This is a genomic window from Streptomyces eurythermus, assembly GCF_014649115.1.
GTDB classification, from domain to species: Bacteria; Actinomycetota; Actinomycetes; order Streptomycetales; family Streptomycetaceae; genus Streptomyces; species Streptomyces eurythermus.
Map to the genome: position 1 here is coordinate 31,000 of NZ_BMSK01000028.1, position 22,865 is coordinate 53,864.

18 protein-coding genes, 1 tRNA gene and 1 pseudogene are annotated in these 22,865 nt (G+C 74.6%); 10 read left to right on the forward strand and 10 right to left on the reverse strand.

What is annotated here, in order from left to right:
* Positions 1-88 precede the first annotated feature (88 nt).
* The 4 genes from qcrB (at position 89) to IE251_RS36260 (ending at position 4,670) form a co-directional block, all read left to right on the forward strand.
* Positions 89-1,789, forward strand: a complete 1,701-nt coding sequence (gene qcrB / locus IE251_RS36245; protein ID WP_373302096.1) for a cytochrome bc1 complex cytochrome b subunit — start codon at positions 89-91, stop codon at positions 1,787-1,789.
* Entirely contained in the window at positions 1,786-2,751 is a 966-nt protein-coding gene (locus tag IE251_RS36250) for a 4Fe-4S dicluster domain-containing protein (RefSeq protein WP_189757190.1), read from the forward strand. Before qcrB ends, IE251_RS36250 begins: the two co-directional genes overlap by 4 nt.
* A complete protein-coding gene (nrfD, locus tag IE251_RS36255) occupies positions 2,748-3,767 on the forward strand; it encodes an NrfD/PsrC family molybdoenzyme membrane anchor subunit (protein WP_189757191.1) in 1,020 nt (339 codons plus the stop codon). Before IE251_RS36250 ends, nrfD begins: the two co-directional genes overlap by 4 nt.
* A 117-nt stretch (positions 3,768-3,884) precedes the next feature.
* Positions 3,885-4,670: an HD domain-containing protein gene (locus tag IE251_RS36260; RefSeq protein ID WP_189757192.1), complete on the forward strand. Its 786-nt coding sequence runs from the start codon at positions 3,885-3,887 to the stop codon at positions 4,668-4,670.
* Here the strand turns inward: IE251_RS36260 and IE251_RS41450 are convergent.
* Genes IE251_RS41450 through IE251_RS36280 form a run of 4 tightly spaced genes read right to left on the reverse strand, consistent with a single transcriptional unit; the run spans position 4,604 to position 7,827 of the window.
* Complete coding sequence (locus tag IE251_RS41450) at positions 4,604-5,170, reverse strand: hypothetical protein (protein WP_229897082.1); 567 nt, start codon at positions 5,168-5,170, stop codon at positions 4,604-4,606. The genes IE251_RS36260 and IE251_RS41450 overlap by 67 nt on opposite strands.
* Before the next feature lie 7 nt (positions 5,171-5,177).
* A complete protein-coding gene (locus IE251_RS36270) occupies positions 5,178-5,537 on the reverse strand; it encodes a hypothetical protein (protein ID WP_189757193.1) in 360 nt (119 codons plus the stop codon).
* Complete coding sequence (locus IE251_RS36275; RefSeq protein ID WP_189757194.1) at positions 5,534-7,192, reverse strand: cytochrome c oxidase subunit I; 1,659 nt, start codon at positions 7,190-7,192, stop codon at positions 5,534-5,536. Before IE251_RS36275 ends, IE251_RS36270 begins: the two co-directional genes overlap by 4 nt.
* Positions 7,189-7,827 (reverse strand): cytochrome c oxidase subunit II, encoded by a 639-nt coding sequence (locus tag IE251_RS36280; RefSeq protein WP_189757195.1) that lies wholly within the window; start codon positions 7,825-7,827, stop codon positions 7,189-7,191. The genes IE251_RS36275 and IE251_RS36280 overlap by 4 nt, the downstream gene beginning before the upstream one ends.
* A 202-nt stretch (positions 7,828-8,029) precedes the next feature.
* Between IE251_RS36280 and fdh the strand changes: the two genes are divergently transcribed.
* Positions 8,030-11,290: a formate dehydrogenase gene (gene fdh, locus IE251_RS36290; RefSeq protein ID WP_200692247.1), complete on the forward strand. Its 3,261-nt coding sequence runs from the start codon at positions 8,030-8,032 to the stop codon at positions 11,288-11,290.
* Positions 11,291-11,330: 40 nt separating this feature from the next.
* Here fdh and selD read toward each other — a convergent pair whose 3' ends face one another.
* Positions 11,331-12,344: a selenide, water dikinase SelD gene (gene selD, locus IE251_RS36295; RefSeq protein WP_189757197.1), complete on the reverse strand. Its 1,014-nt coding sequence runs from the start codon at positions 12,342-12,344 to the stop codon at positions 11,331-11,333.
* A 37-nt stretch (positions 12,345-12,381) separates the two neighbouring features.
* Between selD and IE251_RS36300 the strand changes: the two genes are divergently transcribed.
* Positions 12,382-12,474 (forward strand) — tRNA-Sec (locus tag IE251_RS36300).
* Between the two features lie 89 nt (positions 12,475-12,563).
* Here the strand turns inward: IE251_RS36300 and IE251_RS36305 are convergent.
* Together IE251_RS36305 and selA are read right to left on the reverse strand one after the other, a co-directional pair.
* Positions 12,564-14,300, reverse strand: a pseudogene (locus tag IE251_RS36305) (SelB domain-containing protein); the annotation flags it as partial.
* The gene (selA, locus tag IE251_RS36310) at positions 14,300-15,709 is read right to left on the reverse strand and encodes an L-seryl-tRNA(Sec) selenium transferase (RefSeq protein WP_189757198.1); all 1,410 of its coding nucleotides are present in this window, start codon (positions 15,707-15,709) and stop codon (positions 14,300-14,302) included. The pseudogene IE251_RS36305 and the gene selA, both read right to left, overlap by 1 nt.
* A 133-nt stretch (positions 15,710-15,842) precedes the next feature.
* Between selA and IE251_RS36315 the strand changes: the two genes are divergently transcribed.
* Entirely contained in the window at positions 15,843-16,226 is a 384-nt protein-coding gene (locus IE251_RS36315) for a hypothetical protein (RefSeq protein WP_189757199.1), read from the forward strand.
* Positions 16,227-16,322: 96 nt separating this feature from the next.
* Here IE251_RS36315 and IE251_RS36320 read toward each other — a convergent pair whose 3' ends face one another.
* The 3 genes from IE251_RS36320 to IE251_RS36330 form a co-directional block, all read right to left on the reverse strand.
* The gene (locus tag IE251_RS36320; RefSeq protein WP_189757200.1) at positions 16,323-17,363 is read right to left on the reverse strand and encodes an MASE1 domain-containing protein; all 1,041 of its coding nucleotides are present in this window, start codon (positions 17,361-17,363) and stop codon (positions 16,323-16,325) included.
* Positions 17,364-17,790: 427 nt separating this feature from the next.
* Positions 17,791-18,621 carry a PP2C family protein-serine/threonine phosphatase gene (locus tag IE251_RS36325; protein ID WP_189757201.1) on the reverse strand — a complete coding sequence of 277 codons (831 nt, stop codon included), beginning with the start codon at positions 18,619-18,621 and terminating at the stop codon, positions 17,791-17,793.
* Between the two features lie 86 nt (positions 18,622-18,707).
* Positions 18,708-19,028 carry a hypothetical protein gene (locus tag IE251_RS36330; protein ID WP_189757202.1) on the reverse strand — a complete coding sequence of 107 codons (321 nt, stop codon included), beginning with the start codon at positions 19,026-19,028 and terminating at the stop codon, positions 18,708-18,710.
* Positions 19,029-19,363: 335 nt separating this feature from the next.
* Here IE251_RS36330 and IE251_RS36335 point away from each other — a divergent pair, with 335 nt between their 5' ends.
* The 3 genes from IE251_RS36335 to IE251_RS36345 all read left to right on the forward strand — a co-directional run bounded on the left by IE251_RS36335 (position 19,364) and on the right by IE251_RS36345 (position 22,839).
* On the forward strand, positions 19,364-19,681 hold the full coding sequence (locus IE251_RS36335; protein ID WP_189757203.1) for a hypothetical protein: 318 nt from the start codon (positions 19,364-19,366) through the stop codon (positions 19,679-19,681).
* 419 nt (positions 19,682-20,100) lie between these two features.
* Entirely contained in the window at positions 20,101-21,255 is a 1,155-nt protein-coding gene (locus IE251_RS36340; RefSeq protein ID WP_189757204.1) for a Cmx/CmrA family chloramphenicol efflux MFS transporter, read from the forward strand.
* Between the two features lie 138 nt (positions 21,256-21,393).
* Positions 21,394-22,839, forward strand: a complete 1,446-nt coding sequence (locus IE251_RS36345) for a glyceraldehyde-3-phosphate dehydrogenase (protein ID WP_030784564.1) — start codon at positions 21,394-21,396, stop codon at positions 22,837-22,839.
* Positions 22,840-22,865 lie beyond the last annotated feature (26 nt).

The window sequence follows — 22,865 nt, forward strand, 5'->3', positions numbered from 1 at the left end:
CCCGGCCGACCGATCAACCCCGCGGCCCTCCCTGACGAGCGGAGCGGGGGCGGTCGTGCCAGGCTCGGAGGGGAAGCACACGCAGTGAGTGAGCCGGCACCGGGCGGAAGGCGAGCACGCGGTGGAGGAGTCGCGGGAGCGGGGGCCGGCCCGGCGCGCGGGACGCGGTGAGCGCGTGGTGACGGCGCTGGACCAGCGGCTTCCGGCCGTCGCCGCGGGCCGTGAGTTCCTGCGCAAGTCCTTCCCCGACCACTGGTCGTTCCTGCTGGGCGAACTGGCGCTGTACAGCCTGCTGGTGCTGGTGCTCACGGGCGGGTGGCTGACGTTCTTCTTCCACCCGGACATGACGGAACTCCCGTACGCCGGCTCGTACGCGCCGCTGCGCGGCACGATGACCACCGAGGCGTACGCGTCCGTGCTGCACATCGGCTTCGAGGTGCGCGGCGGGCTGCTGCTGCGGCAGACGCACCACTGGGCGTCGCTGGTGTTCGTCGCGGCCATCGGCGTGCACCTGCTGCGGATCTTCCTCACCGGCGCGTTCCGGCGGCCCAGGGAGCTGAACTGGACGGTCGGGGTGACGCTGTTCCTGCTCGCCCTGATGGAGGGCTTCTGCGGCTACTCGCTCCCCGACGACCTGCTGTCCGGCACCGGTCTGCGCACCGCGCAGGGCATCGTGCTGTCGGTGCCGGTCGTGGGCACGTACCTGTCGTTCCTCCTCTTCGGCGGCCAGTTCCCGGGGCACGAGATCATTTCCCGGCTGTACGTGACGCACGTGCTGCTGGTCCCCGGTCTGCTGCTGGCGCTGGTGGGGGTGCACCTGACGTACGTCGTGGTGCACAAGCACACCCAGTGGGCGCGGCCCGGCCGCACCAACCGCAACGTGATCGGCAAGCCGCTGGTGCCGCAGTACACGGCGAAGTCGGCGGGCCTGTTCCTGATCGTGGCGGGCGTGCTCGCGGCGATGGGGGCGCTGTTCCAGATCAACCCGGTGTGGGACTTCGGGCCGTACCGGGCCGACCACGTCTCCCTGGACTCGCAGCCCGACTGGTACGTGGGCTACCTGGAGGGCGCGCTGCGGCTGATGCCGGCCGCGGAGACGGACATCGCCGGGCACACCGTCGCCTGGGACGTGTTCCTGCCCGGAGTCGTGCTGCCCGCGGTGCTGTTCCTGGCCCTGTACTCCTACCCGTTCTTCGAGCGGTGGCTCGCCGGTCCCGGGCCGGAGCAGCACCTGTGCGACCGGCCGCGCGACCGGCCCGCCCGGACCGCGCTCGGCGCGGCGGCCGTGTCGGCCTACGCGGTGCTGCTCCTGGCCGGCGGGCAGGACGTGCTGGCCTACGTGTTCGGCCTGCCGGTGGAGCTGATCACCCGCACCCTGCGCGTCGCGCTGTTCGCCGTGCCGCTCGTGACCTTCCACGCCACCAGACGGGCGTGTCTCGGGCTCCAGGCGGCCGACCGGCTGCGGCTGCTGACCGGGGATACGACCGGCGAGGTGCGGCGCACGGCGGGCGGCGGCTACGAGGAGGCGCACACCCTGCTGCCCCGCGAGGAGGTCTGCCGCATGCTGGTGCGCGACACGCCCCGGCCCCGGACGGCGGGCGCGGAGGCCTGGCGCTGGCTGCGCCGGCACCGGCTGCGCAACGCCCTCAGCCGCTGGTACTTCGGCCGGAGCGTGGAGTTGCCGGCCACGGCGGACCAGCGGCGCCGGGTGGCGTATGCGCGGGCCGCGCCGGGCGAGCGGCCCGAGGAGGAGGCGGCACAAGCCGTGAGCGAGAAGGAGACGCCGTGACCGAGGGTGCCGACCGGGGCGGGAACGCGCTGTACGGCCCGCAGCCGGACGTGTCCGGCGCGGCCGGCTGTCCCGACGCCCCGCCGCGCGTGGGCTTCTTCACCGACACCTCCGTGTGCATCGGCTGCAAGGCGTGCGAGGTGGCGTGCAAGGAGTGGAACGCGATCCCGGAGGACGGCCTGGAACTGACCGGCATGTCCTACGACAACACGCGCGGCCTCGGCGCCGACACCTGGCGGCACGTGGCCTTCGTGGAGCAGAGCGGGCCGTTCGGGGGACCGGAGGCGGCACCGGACGGCGCGGCGGACGTGGACGTGTTCGCCGCCGCGTCCCGCCTCGGCACCGGTCCGGGGCCCGCCCGTACGGCCTTTCCGGTGACCCCCGACGGCCGTACCGAGCTGCGCTGGCTGATGTCGTCGGACGTGTGCAAGCACTGCACGCACGCGGGCTGCCTGGACGTGTGTCCCACGGGGGCGCTGTTCCGCACCGAGTTCGGCACGGTCGTCGTCCAGCAGGACATCTGCAACGGCTGCGGCTACTGCGTGCCCGCGTGCCCCTACGGCGTCATCGGCAGGCGGGAGGGCGACGGGCGGGTGTGGAAGTGCACGCTGTGCTACGACCGGCTCGGCGTCGGCCTGGAACCCGCCTGCGCCAAGTCCTGCCCGACGGAATCCATCCAGTTCGGGCCGCTCGAGGAGCTGCGGGAGAGGGCCCGGGAGCGGGTGGCGCGGCTGCACGCGGCCGGTGTCACCGACGCCCGTCTGTACGGCGAGAGCCCCGAGGACGGGGTGGGCGGCGCCGGGGCGTTCTTCCTGCTGCTGGACGAGCCGGAGGTGTACGGGCTGCCGCCGGACCCGCAGGTCACCACCCGGGACCTGCCCGCGATGTGGCGGCACGCGGCGGCGGCCGCGGTGACCCTGGCGGCCCTGGTCCTGGGCAGCTGCGCGAGGAGGAAGCGATGAGCGAGTCGGACGTCACCCGGGACGGTGTGCGGGGCGCGCGGCCGGGCCGGGAGGCGGTGACCGGGGACCGGGCGGGCCGCCGTCGGCGGCGCGGTGGCCGGGGCGAGCGGCCGGTGGTGCCGGAGGCGGAGTTCGGGTCGTACTACGGCCTGCCCGTCATCTCCAAGCCGCCGTGGGAGCCGCTGGACATCGCCGGGTACCTGTACCTCGGCGGGCTGGCCGGGGCGTCCTCGCTGCTGGCGGCCGGGGCCCGGCTGACCGGCCGGCCGGGGCTCGCGGCGCCGGCGCTCACGGCCGCGGCCGGGGCGATCTCGCTGTCCCTGGCGGCGCTGGTGCACGACCTGGGGCGGCCGGCCCGGTTCCTGTACATGCTGCGGGTGTGCAAGCCGACCTCCCCGATGAACGTGGGCTCGTGGCTGCTGGCGGCGTACGCGCCGCTGACGCTGACCGCCGCGGCCACCGGGGTCGCGGGCCGGTACCGGCTGCTGGGCGCGGCCGCCACGGCGGGCGCCGCGGTCCTCGGCCCGGCCGTGGCGACGTACACCGCGGTGCTGCTGTCGGACACGGCGGTGCCGTCCTGGCACGAGGGCCACCGTGAACTGCCGTTCGTCTTCGCGGGTTCGGCGGCCGGCGCCGCGTCGGGGCTGGCGCTGGCCGTGGCCCCGGCCGGCCAGGCCGGTCCCGCCCGCCGGCTCGCCGTCCTCGGTACCGCCCTGGAACTGGGCGCGTTCCACACGATGAAGCGGCGCATGGGCCTGGCCGCGCGGCCCTTCGGGCAGGGCAGGGCGGGGCTGCTGGTGCGGACGTCGGAGCTGCTGACGGCGGGCGGCGCGGTCCTGGGCCTGTGCTCCGCCCGGGACCGGCGCCTCGCCGTGGCGGCCGGGACCGCGCTCCTGGCCGGCTCGGCGGCCCTGCGCTTCGGCGTGTTCCACGCCGGGGTGGCGTCGGCGGAGGACCCGGCGTACACGGTCCTCCCGCAGCGGGAACGCCTGGAGGCACTCGCGTCACGCCCCTGACCGGGCCGGGCCGGCGCTGGCGGAATTCCGTGACTGTCTGTCACTTTCGCCGCTGTCGGCCCGGATCCGCCGTTCCTAGGCTCATGGTGATCAGTCGCCCGTGAGAGGAACGCGCAGATGACCGAGGCACACACCGACGGACGTGACGTCACCCGGCGCACGCTGCTCCAGCGGGGGGCCGGTGCCGCCGCGGCCGGCGCGGCGCTCGCGTTCGCCGGTCCGCCCGCCGCCGCCCACGCCCGGCCGGGCCCGGCCGCGGAGCCGCTGCCCGCGACGGTGGCCGGGGTCCGCGTCCCCGACAGCGCGGTGGCCCGGCACACGGTGGCCTTCGCCCGCGAGGTCAGCTCCCCGTCGCTCTTCAACCACGTGCTGCGCAGCTACGTCTTCGGCGCGCTGGTGCTCGACCGGCAGGGGGCGCGCTACGACCGGGAGTTGGCGTTCGTCGCCGCCGTGCTGCACGATCTCGGTCTGGTGGAGGCGTTCCAGACCCCGGCCGAGCGCTTCGAGGTCGACGGGGCCGACGCCGCGCGCCGCTTCCTGCGCCGGCTGGGCGTGCCCGCCGGGCGGCTGGACGTGGTCTGGGACGCGATCGCCCTGCACACCAGCGCGGGCATCGCGGCCCGCAAGAGGCCGGAGATCGCCCTGGTCTCCGTGGGTTCCGCGTTGGACTTCACGGGGAACGGGCTGGAGAGGATCCCGTCCGACGCGCTGACGGAGGTGCTCGACGCGTTCCCCCGGCTGGAGTTCAAGAAGGCCGCGCTGGAGACGATCCTGTCGCTGTGCCGCACCAAGCCCATGGGCGAGCTGATGCACCCCTTCGCCGAGGTCGGCCGCCGTCACCTCCCCGGCTTCGCGGTGCCCACCGTGGAGGACCTGCTGGTGAACGCGCCGTTCGCGCAATGAGCGTCCCCGGGGCACGGGCCCGCCGCCCGGGCCTCGCGTTCCTCCCGGTCGACCCACGCCCAGGTGACCGCCGCCGCGGTGACGCCGACCGGCAGCATGCCGGTGATCATGGCGAGGCCCGCCGCCGGCCGGCCCGCGGCGACGACGCCGACGGCGGGCAGGTCCAGCAGCGGTGCCGCGAGGAACAGGTACAGGCACCGGCCGGCGTCGTCCAGCCGGTGCCGGGTGCGGGCCAGGACCGGCAGCCAGAACAGCACGGCCGCCGCGAGCAGCGGGGGCTGGGTGACCAGGGCCCCGCCCGGTGGCCGCAGGATGCCGAGGTCGCCGAGGACCGCCCAGGCGTGCGTGAGCACCAGCACGGGCAGGGCGACGGCGGCGGGGACGGCGATCCGCTCCCACAGCGGGGAGCGGCGCAGGGCGTGGACGACGGCCGGGATCCCGGCGGCGACCAGGAGCGCCGGCCCGGCCGCCGCCGCGACCGACGCGTGCGCGGGATGCACGGCCCGCTCACCTTTCCCGGGCCGTGGTGCCGCGTACCGCGAGCGCGGCCGAGACGCCCAGCAGGGGCACGGCGACGCACAGCAGCCAGTGGCCGTAGACGAAGCCCAGGGCGACCAGCAGCAGGCCGGCCGCGGCGGGAGGCACCGCCCCCGCGCCCCGGTCCGGAACCCGGTAGCGGACGTGCTGGTCGGGCGCCGAGCGGGAGGAGACCAGCACGGCGGCGGCCGCGAGGGCGAGGACCAGGACGACGCCGCCCCACAGCCAGTACACCAGCGGGCTCTCGCCGTAGACCGCGAGGACGGCGAGGAGGACGCCGTTGAGCAGCGCCCAGCCCGCGACGACCACGGCGGACGGATGCCGTCTCATGCGCGGGAGCCCTCCCGGCGCTTGAGGTCCAGCAGCGGGGCGAAGCTGGTGACGGGCGGCAGCGGGCGGTCCGCCGGGAAGTTCAGGCGCGGCGGCGGGGACGGGGTGGCCCACTCCAGGGTGTGACCGTCCCACGGGTCGTCACCGGCGGGGCGGGCCCGGCCGAGGCGGCGGGCGTGCAGGGTGCGCAGCACGTTGACCACGAACACCGCCATGCCGGCGGCGAGGAGGGCCGCGCCGATCCCGGCGAGCAGGTTGAGAGTGCCGAAGCCGTCGAAGGCGGCGTAGGTGGACACCCGGCGCGGCATGCCGAGGTAGCCGAGGGCGAACATCGGCAGGAAGGTCAGGTTGGTTCCGGCGACCAGCAGCCAGAAGTGCAGCCGCCCCATGCCCTCGTCCAGCAGCACGCCGGTGACCTTCGGGAACCAGAAGTAGACGGCGGCGAACAGGCCGAAGGCGCTGCCCGCGAAGAGCACGTAGTGCAGGTGGGCCACCACGAAGTAGCTGTCGGTGACGTGGTAGTCGATCACCGGGGTGCCCACCATGATCCCGGTGAGGCCGCCGATCAGGAACTGCGGGATGAAGGCGAGCGCGAACAGCATCGGGGTGCGCAGCCGCGGCCGGGCGCCGAGGACGGTGCCGAGCATGCCGAAGTACTCCACGCCGGCGGGGACGAGCAGGGCGATGGAGGTCAGGGAGTAGTAGTCGTTGGCCGCCTGGCCGGTGGCGAACATGTGGTGGCCCCACACGCTCATGGAGAGGGCGGCGAACACCAGCAGGGACAGCACGGTGCCCCGGTAGCCGAAGAAGCGGCGCCCGCAGAACACCGCGAGCACCTCGGCGACGGCGGCGAGGTACGGGAAGAACATCACGTACACGACGGGGTGGCCGTAGAACCAGAAGAGGTGCTGATAGCCGATGTTCCACGCGTTGGACGCGAAGAGTGAGGCGTCGGCGCGGCCCGCGGCCAGCAGGGTGAGCGCGGCGAGCAGGGCCGGGAAGGCACCGATGACCATCAGACAGGTGGCGATCATGGCCCAGCAGAACACGGGCAGCCGCAGCATGGTCATGCCCCGGGTGCGGCGGCGCAGGATGGTCCACAGCACCGCCCAGCCCTGGAGGATCGCCCCGGTGACGGCGAGGAACACGCCCACGATCCACAGGTCGCTGCCGGTACCCGGCGAGTACTCGGCGTCGGCCAGCGGCGGGTAGGAGAACCAGCCGGCGGCGTGCGCGCCGGTCGGGGTGGCGAAGCCGGCGAGCAGGGTGAGGGCGCCGAACGCGTAGAGCCAGTAGCCGAGGAGGGTCAGCCGGGGCAGGGCGATGCCGGGGGCGCCGGTCTGCAGCGGGACCAGATAGACGCCGAGGCCCAGCGCGAACGGCGTCATGACCAGGTAGATCATCCCGGAGCCGTGGACGGTGAAGACCTGGTCGTACAGGTGCGGGCCGAGGAAGGTCTCCTCGGGGCGGGCGAGCTGGCCGCGCATCAGCAGCGCGAGGACGCCCATGAGCAGCAGGAGGACCAGGGAGGTGGCGGCGGTGAGCAGGCCGACGCGCTTGTGGTCGGTGGTGGAGATCCAGCCGAGCCAGCCGCCCGGCGGGACGGGCCGGCCGGAGTCGTCCGGCCGGGCCCGGGTGGACGGCGCGAGGGTCATACGGTGGCCGTCCCGCCGTGCACCCAGCGGTCGTACGCGCGCGGCGGCACGGCCTTGATCCAGAAGTCCATGGTGTGGTGGCGCTGCCCGCAGAACTCGGCGCACCGGCCGCGCCAGCGGCCCGCCCGGTCCAGGGTGAGGGTGAGGGTGTTCACGTGGTGCGGGAAGGCGTCGGTCTTGTAGCGCAGGCCGGGCACCCACAGGGAGTGGACGACGTCCCGGGAGGTGAGCCGGAGCTGGACGGTCCGGCCGGCCGGCACGACGAGGGTGGGCATGTCGCGGCCCTCGCAGGTGCCGGTGACGCTGCGGTGGGCCGGGGAGCCCGGGTAGCGGAAGGTCCAGCACCACTGGAAGCCGGTGACGTCGACGCGCAGCGGGCGCGGGCCCGCCGCGGGGTGCTCCCGGTGGTTCTGCCAGGCGGTCCAGGCCACGAGGAAGACCGCGAAGGCGGCCAGGGCGCCGACGTAGTACGCCTCCAGGCGGGGCCGTTCGGAACGCTCGGCGGCGGCCGGGGGGCGGGTGCCCCGGTGGCGCAGGAGCGTCCAGGCGAGCAGGCCGAGGACGGCGAGGAACACGGCGCCGGCGATGGCCGCCTCCACCGTGAACACCGTTCCGAAGATGTGACGCTGCCTCACGGCGCCACCGCCTTCGCCCCGCCGCCCCTGACCGTCATCCGATCGCTCCCGTCACTCACTCGGGACCGTGACCAACCGGACATTACGGGCAGCTCGTCCGGTCCGGGTGCCGACACACCGGGAGCGGCCCGGCCCCGCGGCCGGGATGCCGTACGCGCGAGGCGGCGGGACAATCGAGAACACCCGAGCCGGAGGAGGAGCCGTGGGCGTACGCACCTGGATCGACTCCTGGCCGGTCTACCGCCAGCTCACCGGCACTGATCCGCTGGGCCGGGGGGCCGCCGCCAAGAGCGCGGCCAGCGCCCGGCTGACGCCCCGGGTGGCCACGGCCGACCGGGTGGTGAGGTCCGTCTGCCCGTACTGCGCGGTGGGCTGCGGCCAGAACGTGTACGTCGAGGACGGCCGGGTCACCCAGATCGAGGGCGACCCGGACTCCCCCGTCTCCCGCGGCCGGCTGTGCCCCAAGGGCGCGGCCAGTCTCCAGCTCACCACCGGGGACGCCCGCGAGCGGCAGGTCCTCTACCGGCGCCGGTACGGCACCGAGTGGGAGCGGCTGGACCTGGACACGGCGATGGACATGATCGCCGACCGGGTGATCGAGGCCCGCCGGGCCGGCTGGCAGTGGGAGGTCGACGGGACCCGCACCCGGCGCACCCTCGGCATCGCGAGCCTCGGCGGCGCCACGCTCGACAACGAGGAGAACTACCTGCTGAAGAAGCTGTTCACCGCGCTGGGAGCGGTCCAGATCGAGAACCAGGCGCGCGTTTGACACTCCTCCACCGTTCCCGGTCTGGGAACCTCGTTCGGCCGCGGCGGCGCGACCACCTTCCAGCAGGACCTCCAGCACGCGGACTGCATCGTCATCCAGGGCTCGAACATGGCCGAGTGCCATCCGGTCGGGTTCCAGTGGGTGATGGAGGCCAAGGCCCGCGGCGCCAAGATGATCCACGTCGACCCGCGGTTCACCCGCACCAGCGCGCTCGCCGATCTGCACGTGCCGCTGCGCGCGGGCACGGACATCGCCTTCCTCGGCGGGATCGTCAACCACGTCCTGCAACGCGAGAAGTACTTCCGCGAGTACGTCGTGGCGTACACCAACGCGCCGGTGATCCTGCGGGAGGACTTCCGGGACACCGAGGACCTGGCCGGTGTCTTCTCCGGCCTGGACCGTGACAACCGCAGCTATGACAACGCCAGTTGGCAGTACGAGGGCACCGAGGTGCAGGCGGCCTCCGGTGAGCGCGACCAGGAGTACGAGGAGCGCACCCGGGGCGGCACGTCCGTGACGGAGGCCGCGCGGGGTGAGGCCCACGGCTCCGGCGGCGCGGTGCTCGGCGAGGGCGAGCCGGAACGGGACGAGACGCTGACCCACCCCCGCTGTGTCTTCCAGGTGCTCCGACGGCACTACGCCCGCTACACCCCGGAACTGGTCGAGCAGGTCTGCGGCGTGCCCCGGGAGCTGTTCCGGCGGGTGTGCGAGCTGGTCACGGAGAACTCCGGACGCGACCGGACCACGGCCTTCGCCTACGCGGTCGGCTGGACCCAGCACACGGTGGGCGTGCAGAACATCCGGGCCGCCTCCGTCCTGCAACTGCTGCTCGGCAACATCGGCCGGCCGGGCGGCGGCATCCTGGCGCTGCGCGGCCACGCCTCCATCCAGGGCTCCACGGACATCCCGACCCTGTTCAACCTGCTGCCCGGCTACATCCCGATGCCGCACGCGCACCAGAACCAGGACCTGGACGCCTTCGTCGCCGCCGAGGCCGCGCACAAGGGCTACTGGGGCAACATGCGGGCGTACCTGGTGAGCCTGCTCAAGGCGTACTGGGGGGAGGCGGCGCGCGCGGAGAACGACTTCTGCTTCGACTACCTGCCCCGGCTGACCGGCTCCCACTCGACGTACGAGACGACGACGGCCCAGCTGGAGGGCGTCTGCAAGGGCTACTTCCTGATCGGCGAGAACCCGGCGGTGGGCAACGCCAACTCCAAGCTGATGCGGCTCGGCATGGCGAACCTCGACTGGCTGGTGGTCCGGGACTTCTCGCTGATCGAGTCGGCGACCTGGTGGCGGGACGGACCGGAGATCGAGACCGGCGAGCTGCGCACCGAGGACCTCCGCACGGAGGTGTTCTTCCTGCCGGCCGCCGCGCACACCGAGAAGGACGGCAGCTTCACCAACACCCAGCGGCTGCTCCAGTGGCACCACCAGGCGGTCGAACCGCCCGGCGAGGCGCGCAGCGACCTGTGGTTCGCCTACCACCTGGGCCGGATCATCCGGGCGAAGCTCGCCGGGTCCGCCGACGAGACGGACCGGCCGGTGCTCGACCTGGCCTGGGACTACCCGACGAAGGGCCCGCTCGCCGAACCGGACGCGGAGGCGGTCCTCGCCGAGATCAACGGCCGTGCCGCGGACGGCGGCCCGCTGTCCTCGTACGAGGAGCTGAAGGACGACGGCTCGACGGCCTGCGGCTGCTGGATCTACTGCGGGGTCTACGCCGACGGCGTCAACCAGGCGGCCCGCCGCAAGCCGGGCCGGGAGCAGGACTGGGTGGCGGCCGAGTGGGCGTGGGCCTGGCCGGCCAACCGGCGGATCCTGTACAACCGCGCCTCCGCCGACCCCGAGGGCCGGCCGTGGAGCGAGCGGAAGGCGCTGGTGTGGTGGGATGCGGAGCGCGGCGAGTGGACGGGACACGACGTCCCCGACTTCAAGAAGGACATGGCGCCGGACCACGTCCCGCCCGAGGACGCCACGGGGCCCGAGGCCCTGTCCGGCACGGACCCGTTCATCATGCAGGCCGACGGCAAGGGCTGGCTGTACGTCCCCTCCGGGCTCACGGACGGCCCCCTGCCGGCCCACTACGAGCCGCAGGACTCCCCCGTCCCCAACCTCGTCCACGACCAACAGCGCAATCCCGTGCGGCAGTTGCTGCCGCCGCACCCGGCCAACCGCTACCAGCCGAGCGGCGGTGACCCCGGTTCCGCGGTGTTCCCCTACGTGGCCACCACCTACCGGCTCACCGAGCACCACACGGCGGGCGGGATGTCCCGCTGGCAGCCGTACCTGGCCGAACTCCAGCCGGAGTTCTTCTGCGAGGTGTCGCCGGAACTGGCCGCCGAGCGGGGCCTTACGCACACCGGGTGGGCGACGATCGTCAGCGCCCGGGGCGTGATCGAGGCGCGGGTGCTGGTCACCGCCCGGATGACCCCGCTGACCGTGCGCGGGCGCCCGCTGCACCAGGTGGGGCTGCCCTATCACTGGGGCCCGAACGGCTACAGCACCGGCGACGCGGCCAACGAGCTGCTGCACCTGTCCCTGGATCCCAACACGCACATCCAGGAGACGAAGGCGTTCGCCGTCGACATCCGCCCGGGACGGCGGCCACGGGGCGAGGCGGCCCTGGCGCTGGTGCGGGCGTACCGGGTCCGGGCGGGCATCGACGCGCGGACCGGGACCGAGCCGTGACCGCTCCCGCCGACGGGTCGACGTGAACCGTCTGCCCCTCCTACCGCAGGACCAGGGAGTGCGGTCCGCGCGGCACCAGCTCCCCCACCACCGGTGCTCCGGGCACCTCCCCGGCGACGAGCAGCCCCCCGGAGGTCTGCGCGTCGGCGAGCAGCAGCCGGGTGTCCGCGTCCGTGTCCCCGAAGTCGGTGTACGGCGCGACCCACTCCAGATTGCGCCGGGTGCCGCCGCTGACGTACCCGTCCCGCACGGCCTCCCGGGCGCCCTCCAGATACGGCACGGCGGCGGTGTCGAGCACGGCGGTCACCCCGGAGGCGCGGGCCAGTTTGTGCAGGTGCCCGAGGAGGCCGAACCCGGTGATGTCCGTGGCGCACTCGGCGCCGGCGGCGAGCGCGGCCTCGGCGGCCTCCCGGTTGAGGGCGGCCATCGTGGCGATCGCGTGCTCGAACCGTTCGCCGGTGGCCTTGTGCCGGTTGTTCAGCACGCCGGTGCCCAGCGGTTTGGTCAGGGACAGCGGCAGCCCGGGCCGGCCGGCGTCGTTGCGCAGCAGCCGTCCGGGGTCGGCGACACCGGTGACGGCCATGCCGTACTTCGGTTCGGGGTCGTCGACGCTGTGTCCGCCGCCGACATGGCAGCCCGCCTCGGTGGCGGTGTCGAGGCCGCCGCGCAGCACCTCGCGGGCGAGGTCGAACGGGAGCACGTCGCGCGGCCAGCCGAGCAGGTTGACGGCGAGCACGGGCCGGCCGCCCATCGCGTACACGTCGGACAGGGCGTTGGCGGCGGCGATCCGGCCCCAGTCGTAGGGGTCGTCCACGACCGGCGTGAAGAAGTCGGCCGTGCACACCACGGCGATCCCCCGGTGCGTGACCACGGCCGCGTCGTCGCCGGTGGCGAGGCCGACCAGCAGCGGGGTGTCACCGCCGGCGAGCGTGGGCGCGGTCAGTCCGGCGACCACCTCCTCCAGTTCACCGGGCGGGATCTTGCAGGCGCAGCCGCCGCCGTGGGCGAACCGGGTGAGGCGTACGGGCGTCTGACGGGTCGGTGTCGCTGCCATGGCGGTGGTCTCCTCGGACGGTAGCCTGACGGGCGGTGGAGGCGTGTGGGTGCCTGGTGGCCCTCCCGGTCTTCAAAACCGAGGGGCCCGAGGATCTCGGGCCGGCGGGTTCGATTCCCGTCCGCCTCCGTTCCCCGGGTCGTCTCCGTTCCGCGGGTCGTTTCCGTTACCCGGGTCGTCTCCGTCCCCCGGGTCCGTGCGACAGCGTCGGCGCTGTTCGTCCACGCGCTCGGTGTGCCCTTGGGCGTCCAGGAACTCCAGCAGCGGTACGGCCACCCGGCGGGTGGTGTCCAGCGCGCGCCGGGCCTCGCTGAGCGTGAACGGCTGGGGCAGCGCGCGCAGCACGGCGGCGGCCGCGGCGTCCGCGCCGGGCGGCAGCACGATCCCGTCGGCGATCCGCAGCAGCGCCCCGCCGGCCGCCGCTGCGGCCAACGCCCGCCGGTCCAGGCCCAGTTCGGCGAGCCGCCCGGCCTCGGGGGCGCGGAACGGCGCCTGGGAGAGCTCCCGGCGCAGGGTGTCCACGGCCGCCTGTACGGGGGCGGGCAGGGCGGCCCCCGGTCCGTCGGCGGGGTGCAGCCGGCCCCGGTCGGCGCGCAGCCGGGACAGCCCCGCGGCGAGCGCGTCGACCAGGGCGCGGTCGGGCAGACCGAGCAGCCGGCGGGCCGTCTCGGTGGGCAGGCCGGGGTCCAGCGGATGGGCGCGGGCGTGTTCCCCGACCCGGGCGACGAGCCGGTCCCGCAGGTCCGCCCAGTGTGCCGGGTCGGCCAGCCAGTCCCCGGCGACCGGGTCCCCGGGCGCCGGGACGCCCATGGCGCGCAGCTCGGCGCGCCGGATCAGCCTGCGGCGGCGCAGTTCGGCGGCGGGGTCGGGGCGGCCGGTCATGGTGTCCAGTTCCGCCGCCCGGGCCCGGCCGGCGCCGCGCCGGGCCAGCCGGGGCGGCCGTACGTCGAGCACGGTGACCCCGCGGGGGGTGCGGCCGCCGCCTGGTGCGCGCAGCACCGCGCGGTCGCCCACCCGCAGCGGCAGGCCCCGGCGCAGGGTGAGCCGGGCGGTGTCCGGGCCGAGCGGGCGGACGGTGACCGGCACGGCGGCCGTACCGATGTGCAGGGTGAGGCACCGGGGCAGGCCGTCCGCCGGTTCCCCGGTGATCCGTACGTCGGTCACCTCGGTGCACAGCCAGCGGTCCGGGGTCAGCAGCACCTGTCCGCGGCGCAGCGTGCCGTCCCCCGGCCCGTGCACGTTGACGGCGACCCGGGCCACCGCGCCGACGGCGGTCCGCTCCTCGCGCAGGCTCTGCAGGCCGCGCACCCGCAGCGCGGCCGTTCCGTCGGCGGTGACCAGCCGGTCGCCGACCCGCAGGGTGCCCGCGCCGAGGGTGCCGGTCACGACGGTTCCATGGCCGCGCACGGTGAACGCCCGGTCCAGCCACAGCCGTACGTCGGCGTCGGGGTCGGGGGCGGGCAACCGGGCGGCGAGCAGGGCGAGTTCGGCGCGCAGGTCGTCCAGGCCGGCGCCGGTGACCGCGCTGACGGCGGCGGCGGGGACCGGCCCCAGCGAGGTGGCGGCCAGATGTTCGAGGGAGGCGGCGCGCACCGGGCCGGGGTCGGCGAGGTCGCTGCGGGTCACCGCGAGGACGGCGTGCCGGACGCCGAGGGCGTCCAGGACGGCCAGGTGTTCCGCCGACTGCGGCTGCCAGCCCTGGTCGGCGGCGACCACGAACAGCACGGCGGGCACGGGTCCGGCACCGGCCAGCATGGTCGGCACGAACCGCTCGTGCCCGGGTACGTCGACGAAGGCCAGGTGGTCGTCGTCCAGCCGGGTCCACACGAAACCCAGGTCCAGGGTGAGGCCCCGGCGCCGCTCCTCCTCGTGGCGGTCGGGCTCCATGCCGGTGAGCGCGCGGACCAGCGTGGACTTGCCGTGGTCGACGTGACCGGCGGTGGCGAGGACCCGCATCACGCCCGCCCGTCCGTGGCGGGCTCCTCCACCGCGGCCCGGTGCACGACGGCCCGGGCCGACCGTACGGCACGGGCGAGCCGGTCGTCGTCCTCGGGCGGGACCGACCTGAGGTCCAGCAGGCAGCGTCCCGCCTCCAGCCGGCCGACGACCGGGAGGCGGCCGGTGCGCAGGGCGGCGGCGTACGGCTCGGGCAGGGACAGGGCGGCGCTGGGCAGGGTGACTCCGGGCGCTCCCCCGCCGCCGACCGTGGCGGCGCTCGGGACGGCCCGTACGTCGATCCCGTCGGCGTCCAACGCGGCGGCGAGCCGGTCGGCGCGGGCCCTGAGCCGCTCCGGGTCGGCGGCGAGGGCGCGGGCGGTCGGGGTGGGCGGGCCGGTGAGGGTGGCCTCCAGCGCGGCGAGGGTCAGCTTGTCGACGCGCAGGGCACGGGCGAGCGGGTGCCGGGCCAGGGCGCGGACCAGGTCCGGACGGCCGAGGAGGAGCCCGCACTGGGGGCCGCCGAGCAGTTTGTCGCCGCTCGCGGTGACGAGCGCGGCTCCGGCGCGCAGCTGGCTGTCGGCGTCGGGTTCGCCCGGCAGGGCCGGATGCGGGGCGAGGAGTCCGGAGCCGATGTCGACCACCACCGGGACCCCGAGTCCGGTCAGCTCGGCGGCCCGGGCGGACCGGGTGAAGCCGGTGACACGGAAGTTGGACGGGTGGACCTTCAGCACGAAGGCGGTGTCCGGCCCGATGGCCGTCGCGTAGTCGGCGGGGGCGGTGCGGTTGGTCGTACCGACCTCGCGGAGCCGGGCACCGGTCGAGGCGAGCAGGTCGGGCAGGCGGAAGCCGTCACCGATCTCCACCATCTCGCCCCGGCTGACGACGATCTCCTTCCCGGCCGCGAGCGCGGTGGCGGCCAGGACGAGCGCGGCGGCGCCGTTGTTCACGACGTGCGCGGCGCCGGCGGCCGGCACCCGCTCGCGCAGCGCGGCGAGTGCGGAGCGGCCCCGGCGGGCCCGTACTCCGGTCGTGAGGTCGAGTTCGACGTCCGTGGGCCCGGACGCCTCGTGGACGGCCTGCCGGGCGGCGTCCGACAGCGGGGCCCGGCCGAGGTTGGTGTGCAGCAGCACACCGGTGGCGTTGAGCACCGGGCGCAGGCCGCTCGCGGTGCCGGGCAGCAGGTCAAGGGCCGTGCGCGGGACCTGTTCCGGCGCGATGCCGCCCGCGCGGGCCCGCTCCTGCGCCTGCCGTACGGCGGCCTTCACCCGGTGCGCGCCCAGCCGGTCCGCGGCGGCGGCCAGCCGGGGGTCGCGCAGCAGGGTGTCGGTGCGCGGGATGCGGCGGCGCGCGTCGGCCGTGTCCGGCCGCGGTGGCGCGCCCGCCGGGGTGTCTCCGGCCGTGCGTCCTGGTACCGGCCGCTGGTCCATGGCGCCCTGTCCCTCCCGGTCCGGCCCTGTGCCCGTACGGGTCCGGCCCATCGTCCCCCGGCGCCCGCGCGGCACCGTCCGACACGCCGGGACGCGCGTTGGCGGTGGCCGCCGCCCGGGTACTCGGGGCCGCATGAACGCACGCGAACACGAACACGAGCACGAACACCGAAACGACCGCGACCACGACCGCGACCGGCGGAGCGAGGACGCGACGGCGGCCGCGCGGCGGCGGCACGAGGAGGACCGGGAACGGGCCGGTGCCGAGCCGTTCGACTACCCGTACCCGGAGCGCCGGGCCGGAGTCCGGGCGCGACGCCACATCAGCGAGGCGCAGGCCGCCGCGGACACCCCGCCGGGGATCCCCGGGGGCTACGGCACGACGGGCGGCGGTCAGGCCGGCGCGACCGGCGCCGCCCATCCGCCGGTTCCCGGGCGCCGTACCACCTCGGACCGGACCCCGGCCGCCGAGCCCGGCGGCGACGACGAGGGACCGACGAACCGTTCGGAGCGCTGAGGCCACGGCGCGGACGGGCCGGCACGGGGGAGCAGCCGATGTCGTGGCCGGGCCCGACCGGGCCGGTCATGGGACGCATGGGAGCGGTCGCCGGGGTCATGGGATGCCGGACGCGCTGGAGCGGTCGCCGGGTCCGCCAGGGTCGTCGAGGTCGCCGGGGTGCGGGCGGGGCCGGGGTGGCGGGGCCTCGCCCGCGGTGAGGTGTTCGAGGACCTCGACCAGCTCCTGGCAGGCCTTCTCCACCGAGTCGCGGGTGTTGCGCTGCTCGATGATCACGGCGGACAGCAGCAGCGCGGTCAGTGCGGTGGCGCCGTTGAACGCCTGGAGTTTCAGCATCACCTCGATCCGGTCGAGCCCGGTGAACGCACCGACGCCGTCGGTCGCGGCGGCGGTGGCCACCACGGAGGTCAGCAGCGCGCAGAGCACGCTTCCCACCAGCTGGAAGCGCAGCGCGGCCCAGATGACGACCGGGTAGACGAGGAAGAGCGTGCTGATGGGGCTGTAGGCGGCCAGTGGCAGCAGCAGGCAGGCGACGACGGCCAGCGCGGTCGCCTCCCGCCAGCGGCCGAGGGGCAGCGGCAGGCGCGCGCGGTGCAGCGCCAGCAGCAGCGGGGTGACGATGAGGACGCCCATCGCGTCCCCCACCCACCAGGCGAGCCAGACGGGCCAGAAGCTGTGGCCGGGCAGGCCGTCCGTGAGGACGAGGAAGCCGGCTCCGACGGTCGCGCTGATCAGCATGGCCGCCAGCGCGGCCAGGAACACCAGGGCGAGGCCGTCGCGCAACCGGCTGAGGTCGGTGCGGAAGCCGGCCCGGCGCAGCAGGAGCGCCGCGCACAGGGGCGCCGCGGTGTTGCCGAACAGGACCCCGAGGACCTCGACGCCGGGCGTGGTCAGGGACAGTACGGCGAGGAAGGCGCCGAGCGTGATGCCGGGCCAGCAGCGCAGGCCGAAGATCAGCAGGGCGGCGACGGCGACGCCGGTGGGCGGCCAGATGGGGGTGACGACGGCGCCCTCGACGGTCAGCTCGCGCAGCAGGCCGAGCCGGGCCGCGGCGTAGTAGCAGGCGGCGACGGCGACCACCCGGACGGCAAGGCCGCCCGGCCGGCGCAGCTCCTCGATACCCACCACAGCAGCCATCTCACACCGGCGGGCGCGGGTCGGCGAGGCGAGCCACGCTCTCGTCCGGCCCTATGGCTGAACACCGGGCACCACGGACCCCGGCGGACCGGACGCCGGGCCGCCGAGGAGACGGGCCACCGAACACACCGGCCGCGCCGGAGCCCGCCGCCGCGAAACCCGGCCGGCCCGACGTCCGGCAGCCGAAGATGCCGGCCACCGCAGACCGGCCACGCCCGGCACCCCGCCGCTGGACACCGGCCGCGCCCGGCACCCCGCCGCCGCGGAACCGGCCTGCTGAACGCCCGGCCGCCAAGAAACCCGGCCATCTGGACACCGGCCACGGCGAAACCCGACGGCCGGACACCCCGCCACCACGGCATCCGGCCGGCCCGGCGTCCGGCCGTCACCGCAGGGTCCGGCCGGCACGGGAGCGGGCCGGGGGTGGTCAGGCCAGGGTGGAGGGGCCGTCGAGGCCCACGACCAGGACGGCGGCGTCGTCCTCGTGTCCGACGCTCTCCGCGCCCTTGATCACGGCCGCCGCGAGCGCGTGGGCCTCCAGGCCGGCGACGGCGGCTATGCCCGCGAGCCGGACCACCTGGTCCAGGCCGTCCTCGATGTTCAGCGAGGGCCCCTCCACGACACCGTCGGTGAGCAGCACGAACACTCCGCCGGTGGTGAGCCGGTGCCGGGTGACCGGGAAGTCGACGCCCCGCTCGATGCCGAGCGGGGGCCCGCCCTCGTCGTCGACCACCCCGGACTTCCCGTCGGCCGTGGCCCACACGAACGGGATGTGTCCGGCCCGTGCGCTCTCCAGCACCCCGGTGGCCGGGTCGAGCCGCATGAAGGTGCAGGTGGCGAACAGGTCGCTGCCCAGGGAGAGCAGCAGGTCGTTGGTCCGGGCCAGCAGCTCGCCCGGCTCCCCGGTGACCGACGCGAGCGCCCGCAGTCCGGCCCTGACCTGGCCCATGAAGGCCGCGGCCTCGATGTTGTGCCCCTGTACGTCGCCGATGGACAGCCCTATCCGGCCGTCGGGCATGGCGAAGGCGTCATACCAGTCGCCGCCCACGTTGAGGCCGAGGTTGGCGGGGGTGTACCGCACCGCGACATGGACGCCGGGGGCGTCGGGCAGGTCCCGGGGGAGCATGCCCCGCTGGAGGGCGACGGCCAGCTCGACCTGGGTCCGCTGGAGCTGGGCGCGGCGGCGCGCCTGGGCGGTGAGCGAACCGAGTCGGGCGAGCAACTCGTCGCCTTCGTCCGTGGAGCGCTTGCGGGGCATCGATCACTTCCGGCGGGGCGGTGACTCTCGGCGGGCCGGTAGCCCGAATTTTCAGCAAACGCCTAGATTTTACCTATTTAGGATGATCAGTGGATCTCGGAGTCGATGCCGGTGACCACGGCGGGGCCGAGCGGTGCGCTGCGCTCGTCGAGTCCCGCGTCCCGCAGCGCGTCTCCGGCGAGCCTGCGGGCCGCCTCCTCGGCGTGCGGGCGGGTGTCCGCGTCGACGGTCAGGCGCAGGGTGAAGGTGTTGTCGTCGTTGACGCTGAGCACGTCCAGGTCCTCCGCGGAGCCCATGCGGGTGCCGTGCGGATCGGCGGGCCGGAGCGCCCTGGCCAGCCGGGTACGGGTGTCGGCCGCGATCCCGGCGGTGAAGGTGCCGGGGACGCTGATCACATAGGTCGTCATGAGACGGTCCTTTCCTCGGGCGTCCCCCCGTCTACCCCGTTTCCGGGGCTTCGCACGGCCCCGGCGGGGCGACGCGCCCGGCCGGTCCGCGTGCCGCCGTCGCCACGGGCCGCCCGCCGTCACTCGAACGGTGGACCTGTCGGTGTCGGCTCCGGGGGCCGCCCGGGCCGGGGTGGGAGATTACGGAGGCGGCCCGGTCCGCGCTCCCCGCCTCCCGGTCGCGCTCGCCGTCCTCCGTCGTCGTCTGTCGTCTTCCCGTCGTCTTCCCCGTCCCTTCAGCCGTCTTCCGTCGTCTTCAGTCGCCTCCCGATCCCGAAGTACCCGAAGGACATCCCATGCGTCTGTATCGTCGTCCGCTCGCCGCCGTGCTCGGCGGTCTCGTCCTCGCCCTGACCGCCACGGGCTCCGCGCTCGCCGTCGGCGGCACGTTCGCCTGGACCGGTCCCGAGGGCAAGACGTACAGCATCCAGAACCCGCCGGACAACAAGTGCTTCGACATGGCCCAGGAGGCGCGCGGGGCCCGCAACGCGACGAAGAAGACGGTCGTCGTCTACACCCAGAAGCGGTGCAAGGGAACGGCGACGCGGCTCGCCGCCGGCAAGTCGGCGCCCAGCGGCGCCCGCTTCGCCAGCGTCATCTTCAACCCGCGCTGACCCGCGCACCACCGGCATCAAGGGCGTACGCCCCCCGACCCCCGTGTGCGCCGCGCCGCCGTGGAAAACCCGGTGGCGCGCACCAGGGTCGGCGCGTTAGCGTGCGGGACATGTCCAGCCCCGAGGCATCCAGACACTAGCCACCGGCCGTCCGGTGGCTTTTCGTCGTTCACAGGCCACCACCGGGCTGCCGTCCTCCGGGTTCCGGACCGGCACGCACCTCTTTTTCTTCTTGTGCCTCCTCACTCGTCCGTGTGACGCGTCGCCCCGCGCGGGCGGCGGTGCCGGCCGGGACCGCACGCGATGCCCCGCGCGCTCGGCCTTCGTCCGCTGTCCGCTCCAGGACCGCACCGACCGGTCGTGACCGTCACGGGTCCGCGTGCTCGCTTCCCGTACGCGACACGGTGTGTGGAGTCCTGATGCCTTTCGCTCTCTATCTGCTCGGACTGGCGGTCTTCGCCCAGGGCACGTCCGAGTTCATGCTGGCCGGTCTGGTGCCGGACATCGCCCGCGACCTCGGGGTCTCGGTGCCCACGGCGGGCACGCTCACGTCCGCCTTCGCCGTCGGCATGGTCGTGGGCGCGCCGGCCGCGGCGCTGCTCGGCCGGCGCCGGCCTAGCCGGCAGTCGCTGCTGGCGTTCCTCGGGGTTTTCCTGGCCGCCCATGTCGTCGGGGCGCTCACCTCCGACTTCTCCGTCCTGCTCGCGACCCGGGTGGTCGCGGCCCTGGCCAACGCCGGGTTCCTCGCCGTCGGTCTGACGGCGGCGACCGGCATGGTCGCGCCGGACGCCAAGGGCCGGGCCACCGCCGTCCTGCTCGGCGGCACCACGCTCGCCTGTGTGGCGGGGGTGCCCGCGGGCGCCGCCCTGGGCCAACTGCTGGGCTGGCGCTCGGCGTTCTGGGCCGTGGCCCTGGTGTCCGCCCCGGCGCTGGTGGCGATCGCCCGGTCGGTGCCGAACGGTCCGGCGGCCGGCGGACCCGTCCCGGGCGCGGGGACGGAGCTGCGGGCGCTGCGCCGTCCCCGGCTGCTGTGGGTGCTCGGCCTCGCCGCGCTCGTCAACGGCGCCACCTTCTGCACGTTCACCTACCTGGCGCCGCTGGTCACTGAGGTGTGCGGACTCGGGGCCGGCTGGGTGCCGGGGGTGCTGGCGCTGTTCGGCGCGGGGGCGTTCGCCGGGGTGACGGCGGCGGGCCGGCTGGCGGACCGGGGCGTCCGGCCGGTACTGCCCCTCGCCGGCGTCGCGCTGCTCGCCGGGTGGGCCGCGCTGGCGCTGGCCGCCGGGCGGCCCGGCGTGGCCGTCGCCCTGGTGCCGGTCCTCGGCCTGCTGGCCTTCGGGGTCGGCTCCACGCTGGTCACACAGGTGCTGTACGAGGCGGCCGACGCGCCTTTTCTGGGTGGCGCGTTCGCGACGTCGGCGCTGAACGTGGGCGCCGCGCTCGGCCCGGTCCTGGGCGGTTTCGCGCTCGACGGCGGGCTCGGCCACCGCTCCCCGGTGTGGGTCAGCGCGCTGCTGGTGGCCGTCGCGGGCCTGGTCGCCCGCTGCCGGCCGCGGCGGCCGGAACAGCCCGTCTGACGGCGGGTGCCGGCGCCCGGCGTCGGACGGGCTGCGACGCGGGCGCCGGCACCCGGCGCGGTGACCTGCGGGGGGCTACAAACCCGCCACAGCCATGTGGTTATCATATGAGCGCTGCCTAGCTCGAAAGATGGATCTGTGACTGTCAACGACGACTCGTTCACCAACTGGAAGATCCGCGAAGAGATCGCGGAGTCGATGATCCCGCTCATCGGGAAGCTGCACCGCGAGCGGGACGTGACCGTCCTGCTGCACAGCCGCTCCCTGGTGAACAAGTCGGTGGTCAGCATCCTGAAGACCCACCGCTTCGCCCGGCAGATCGCCGGCGCCGAGCTGTCGGTCACCGAGACCATGCCGTTCCTCCAGGCCCTCACCGCCCTCGACCTCGGGCCGTCCCAGATCGACCTCGGCATGCTGGCCACCATGTACAAGGCCGACGAACGCGGCCTGAGCGTCGAGGAGTTCACCGCCGAGGCGGTGGCCGGCGCCACCGGCGCCAACAAGATCGAGCGCCGCGAGCCGCGCGATGTCGTCCTCTACGGCTTCGGCCGCATCGGCCGCCTCGTCGCCCGGCTGCTGATCGAGAAGGCCGGCTCGGGCAACGGCCTCCGGCTGCGCGCCATCGTCGTGCGCGGCGGCGGCGCCCAGGACATCGTCAAGCGCGCCTCGCTGCTGCGCCGCGACTCCATCCACGGCCAGTTCCAGGGCACGATCACCGTGGACGAGGAGAACGGCACGATCGTCGCCAACGGCAACGCCATCAAGGTGATCTACGCCGACGACCCGACGTCCGTCGACTACACCGAGTACGGCATCCGGGACGCCATCCTCATCGACAACACCGGCAAGTGGCGCGACCGCGAGGGCCTGTCCCGGCATCTGCGCCCCGGCATCGAGAAGGTCGTGCTGACCGCGCCGGGCAAGGGCGACGTGCCGAACATCGTGCACGGCGTCAACCACGACACGGTCAAGCCGGAGGAGCGGATCCTGTCCTGCGCCTCCTGCACCACCAACGCCATCGTGCCGCCGCTGAAGGCCATGGACGACGAGTACGGTGTGCTGCGCGGCCATGTGGAGACCGTCCACTCGTTCACCAACGACCAGAACCTGCTGGACAATTACCACAAGTCCGACCGCCGTGGCCGCTCCGCCGCGCTGAACATGGTCATCACCGAGACCGGCGCCGCCTCCGCCGTCGCCAAGGCCCTGCCCGACCTGAAGGCGAAGATCAGCGGCAGCTCGATCCGTGTCCCGGTACCGGACGTCTCGATCGCGATCCTCAACCTCCAGCTGGCCCGCGAGACCACCCGCGAGGAGGTCCACGACTACCTGCGCGAGGTGTCGCTGACCTCGCCGCTCAAGCGCCAGATCGACTTCATCACGGCGCCCGACGCGGTCTCCAGCGACTTCATCGGCTCCCGCCACGCCTCGATCGTGGACGCCGGCGCCCTCAAGGTCGACGGCGACAACGCGATCCTCTACCTGTGGTACGACAACGAGTTCGGCTACTCCTGCCAGGTCGTCCGTGTCGTCCAGCACGTCTCGGGCGTGGAGTACCCGACGTACCCGGCGACGGCGGTCTGATCCACCCGGCCGTGCGCGGGTGTGCG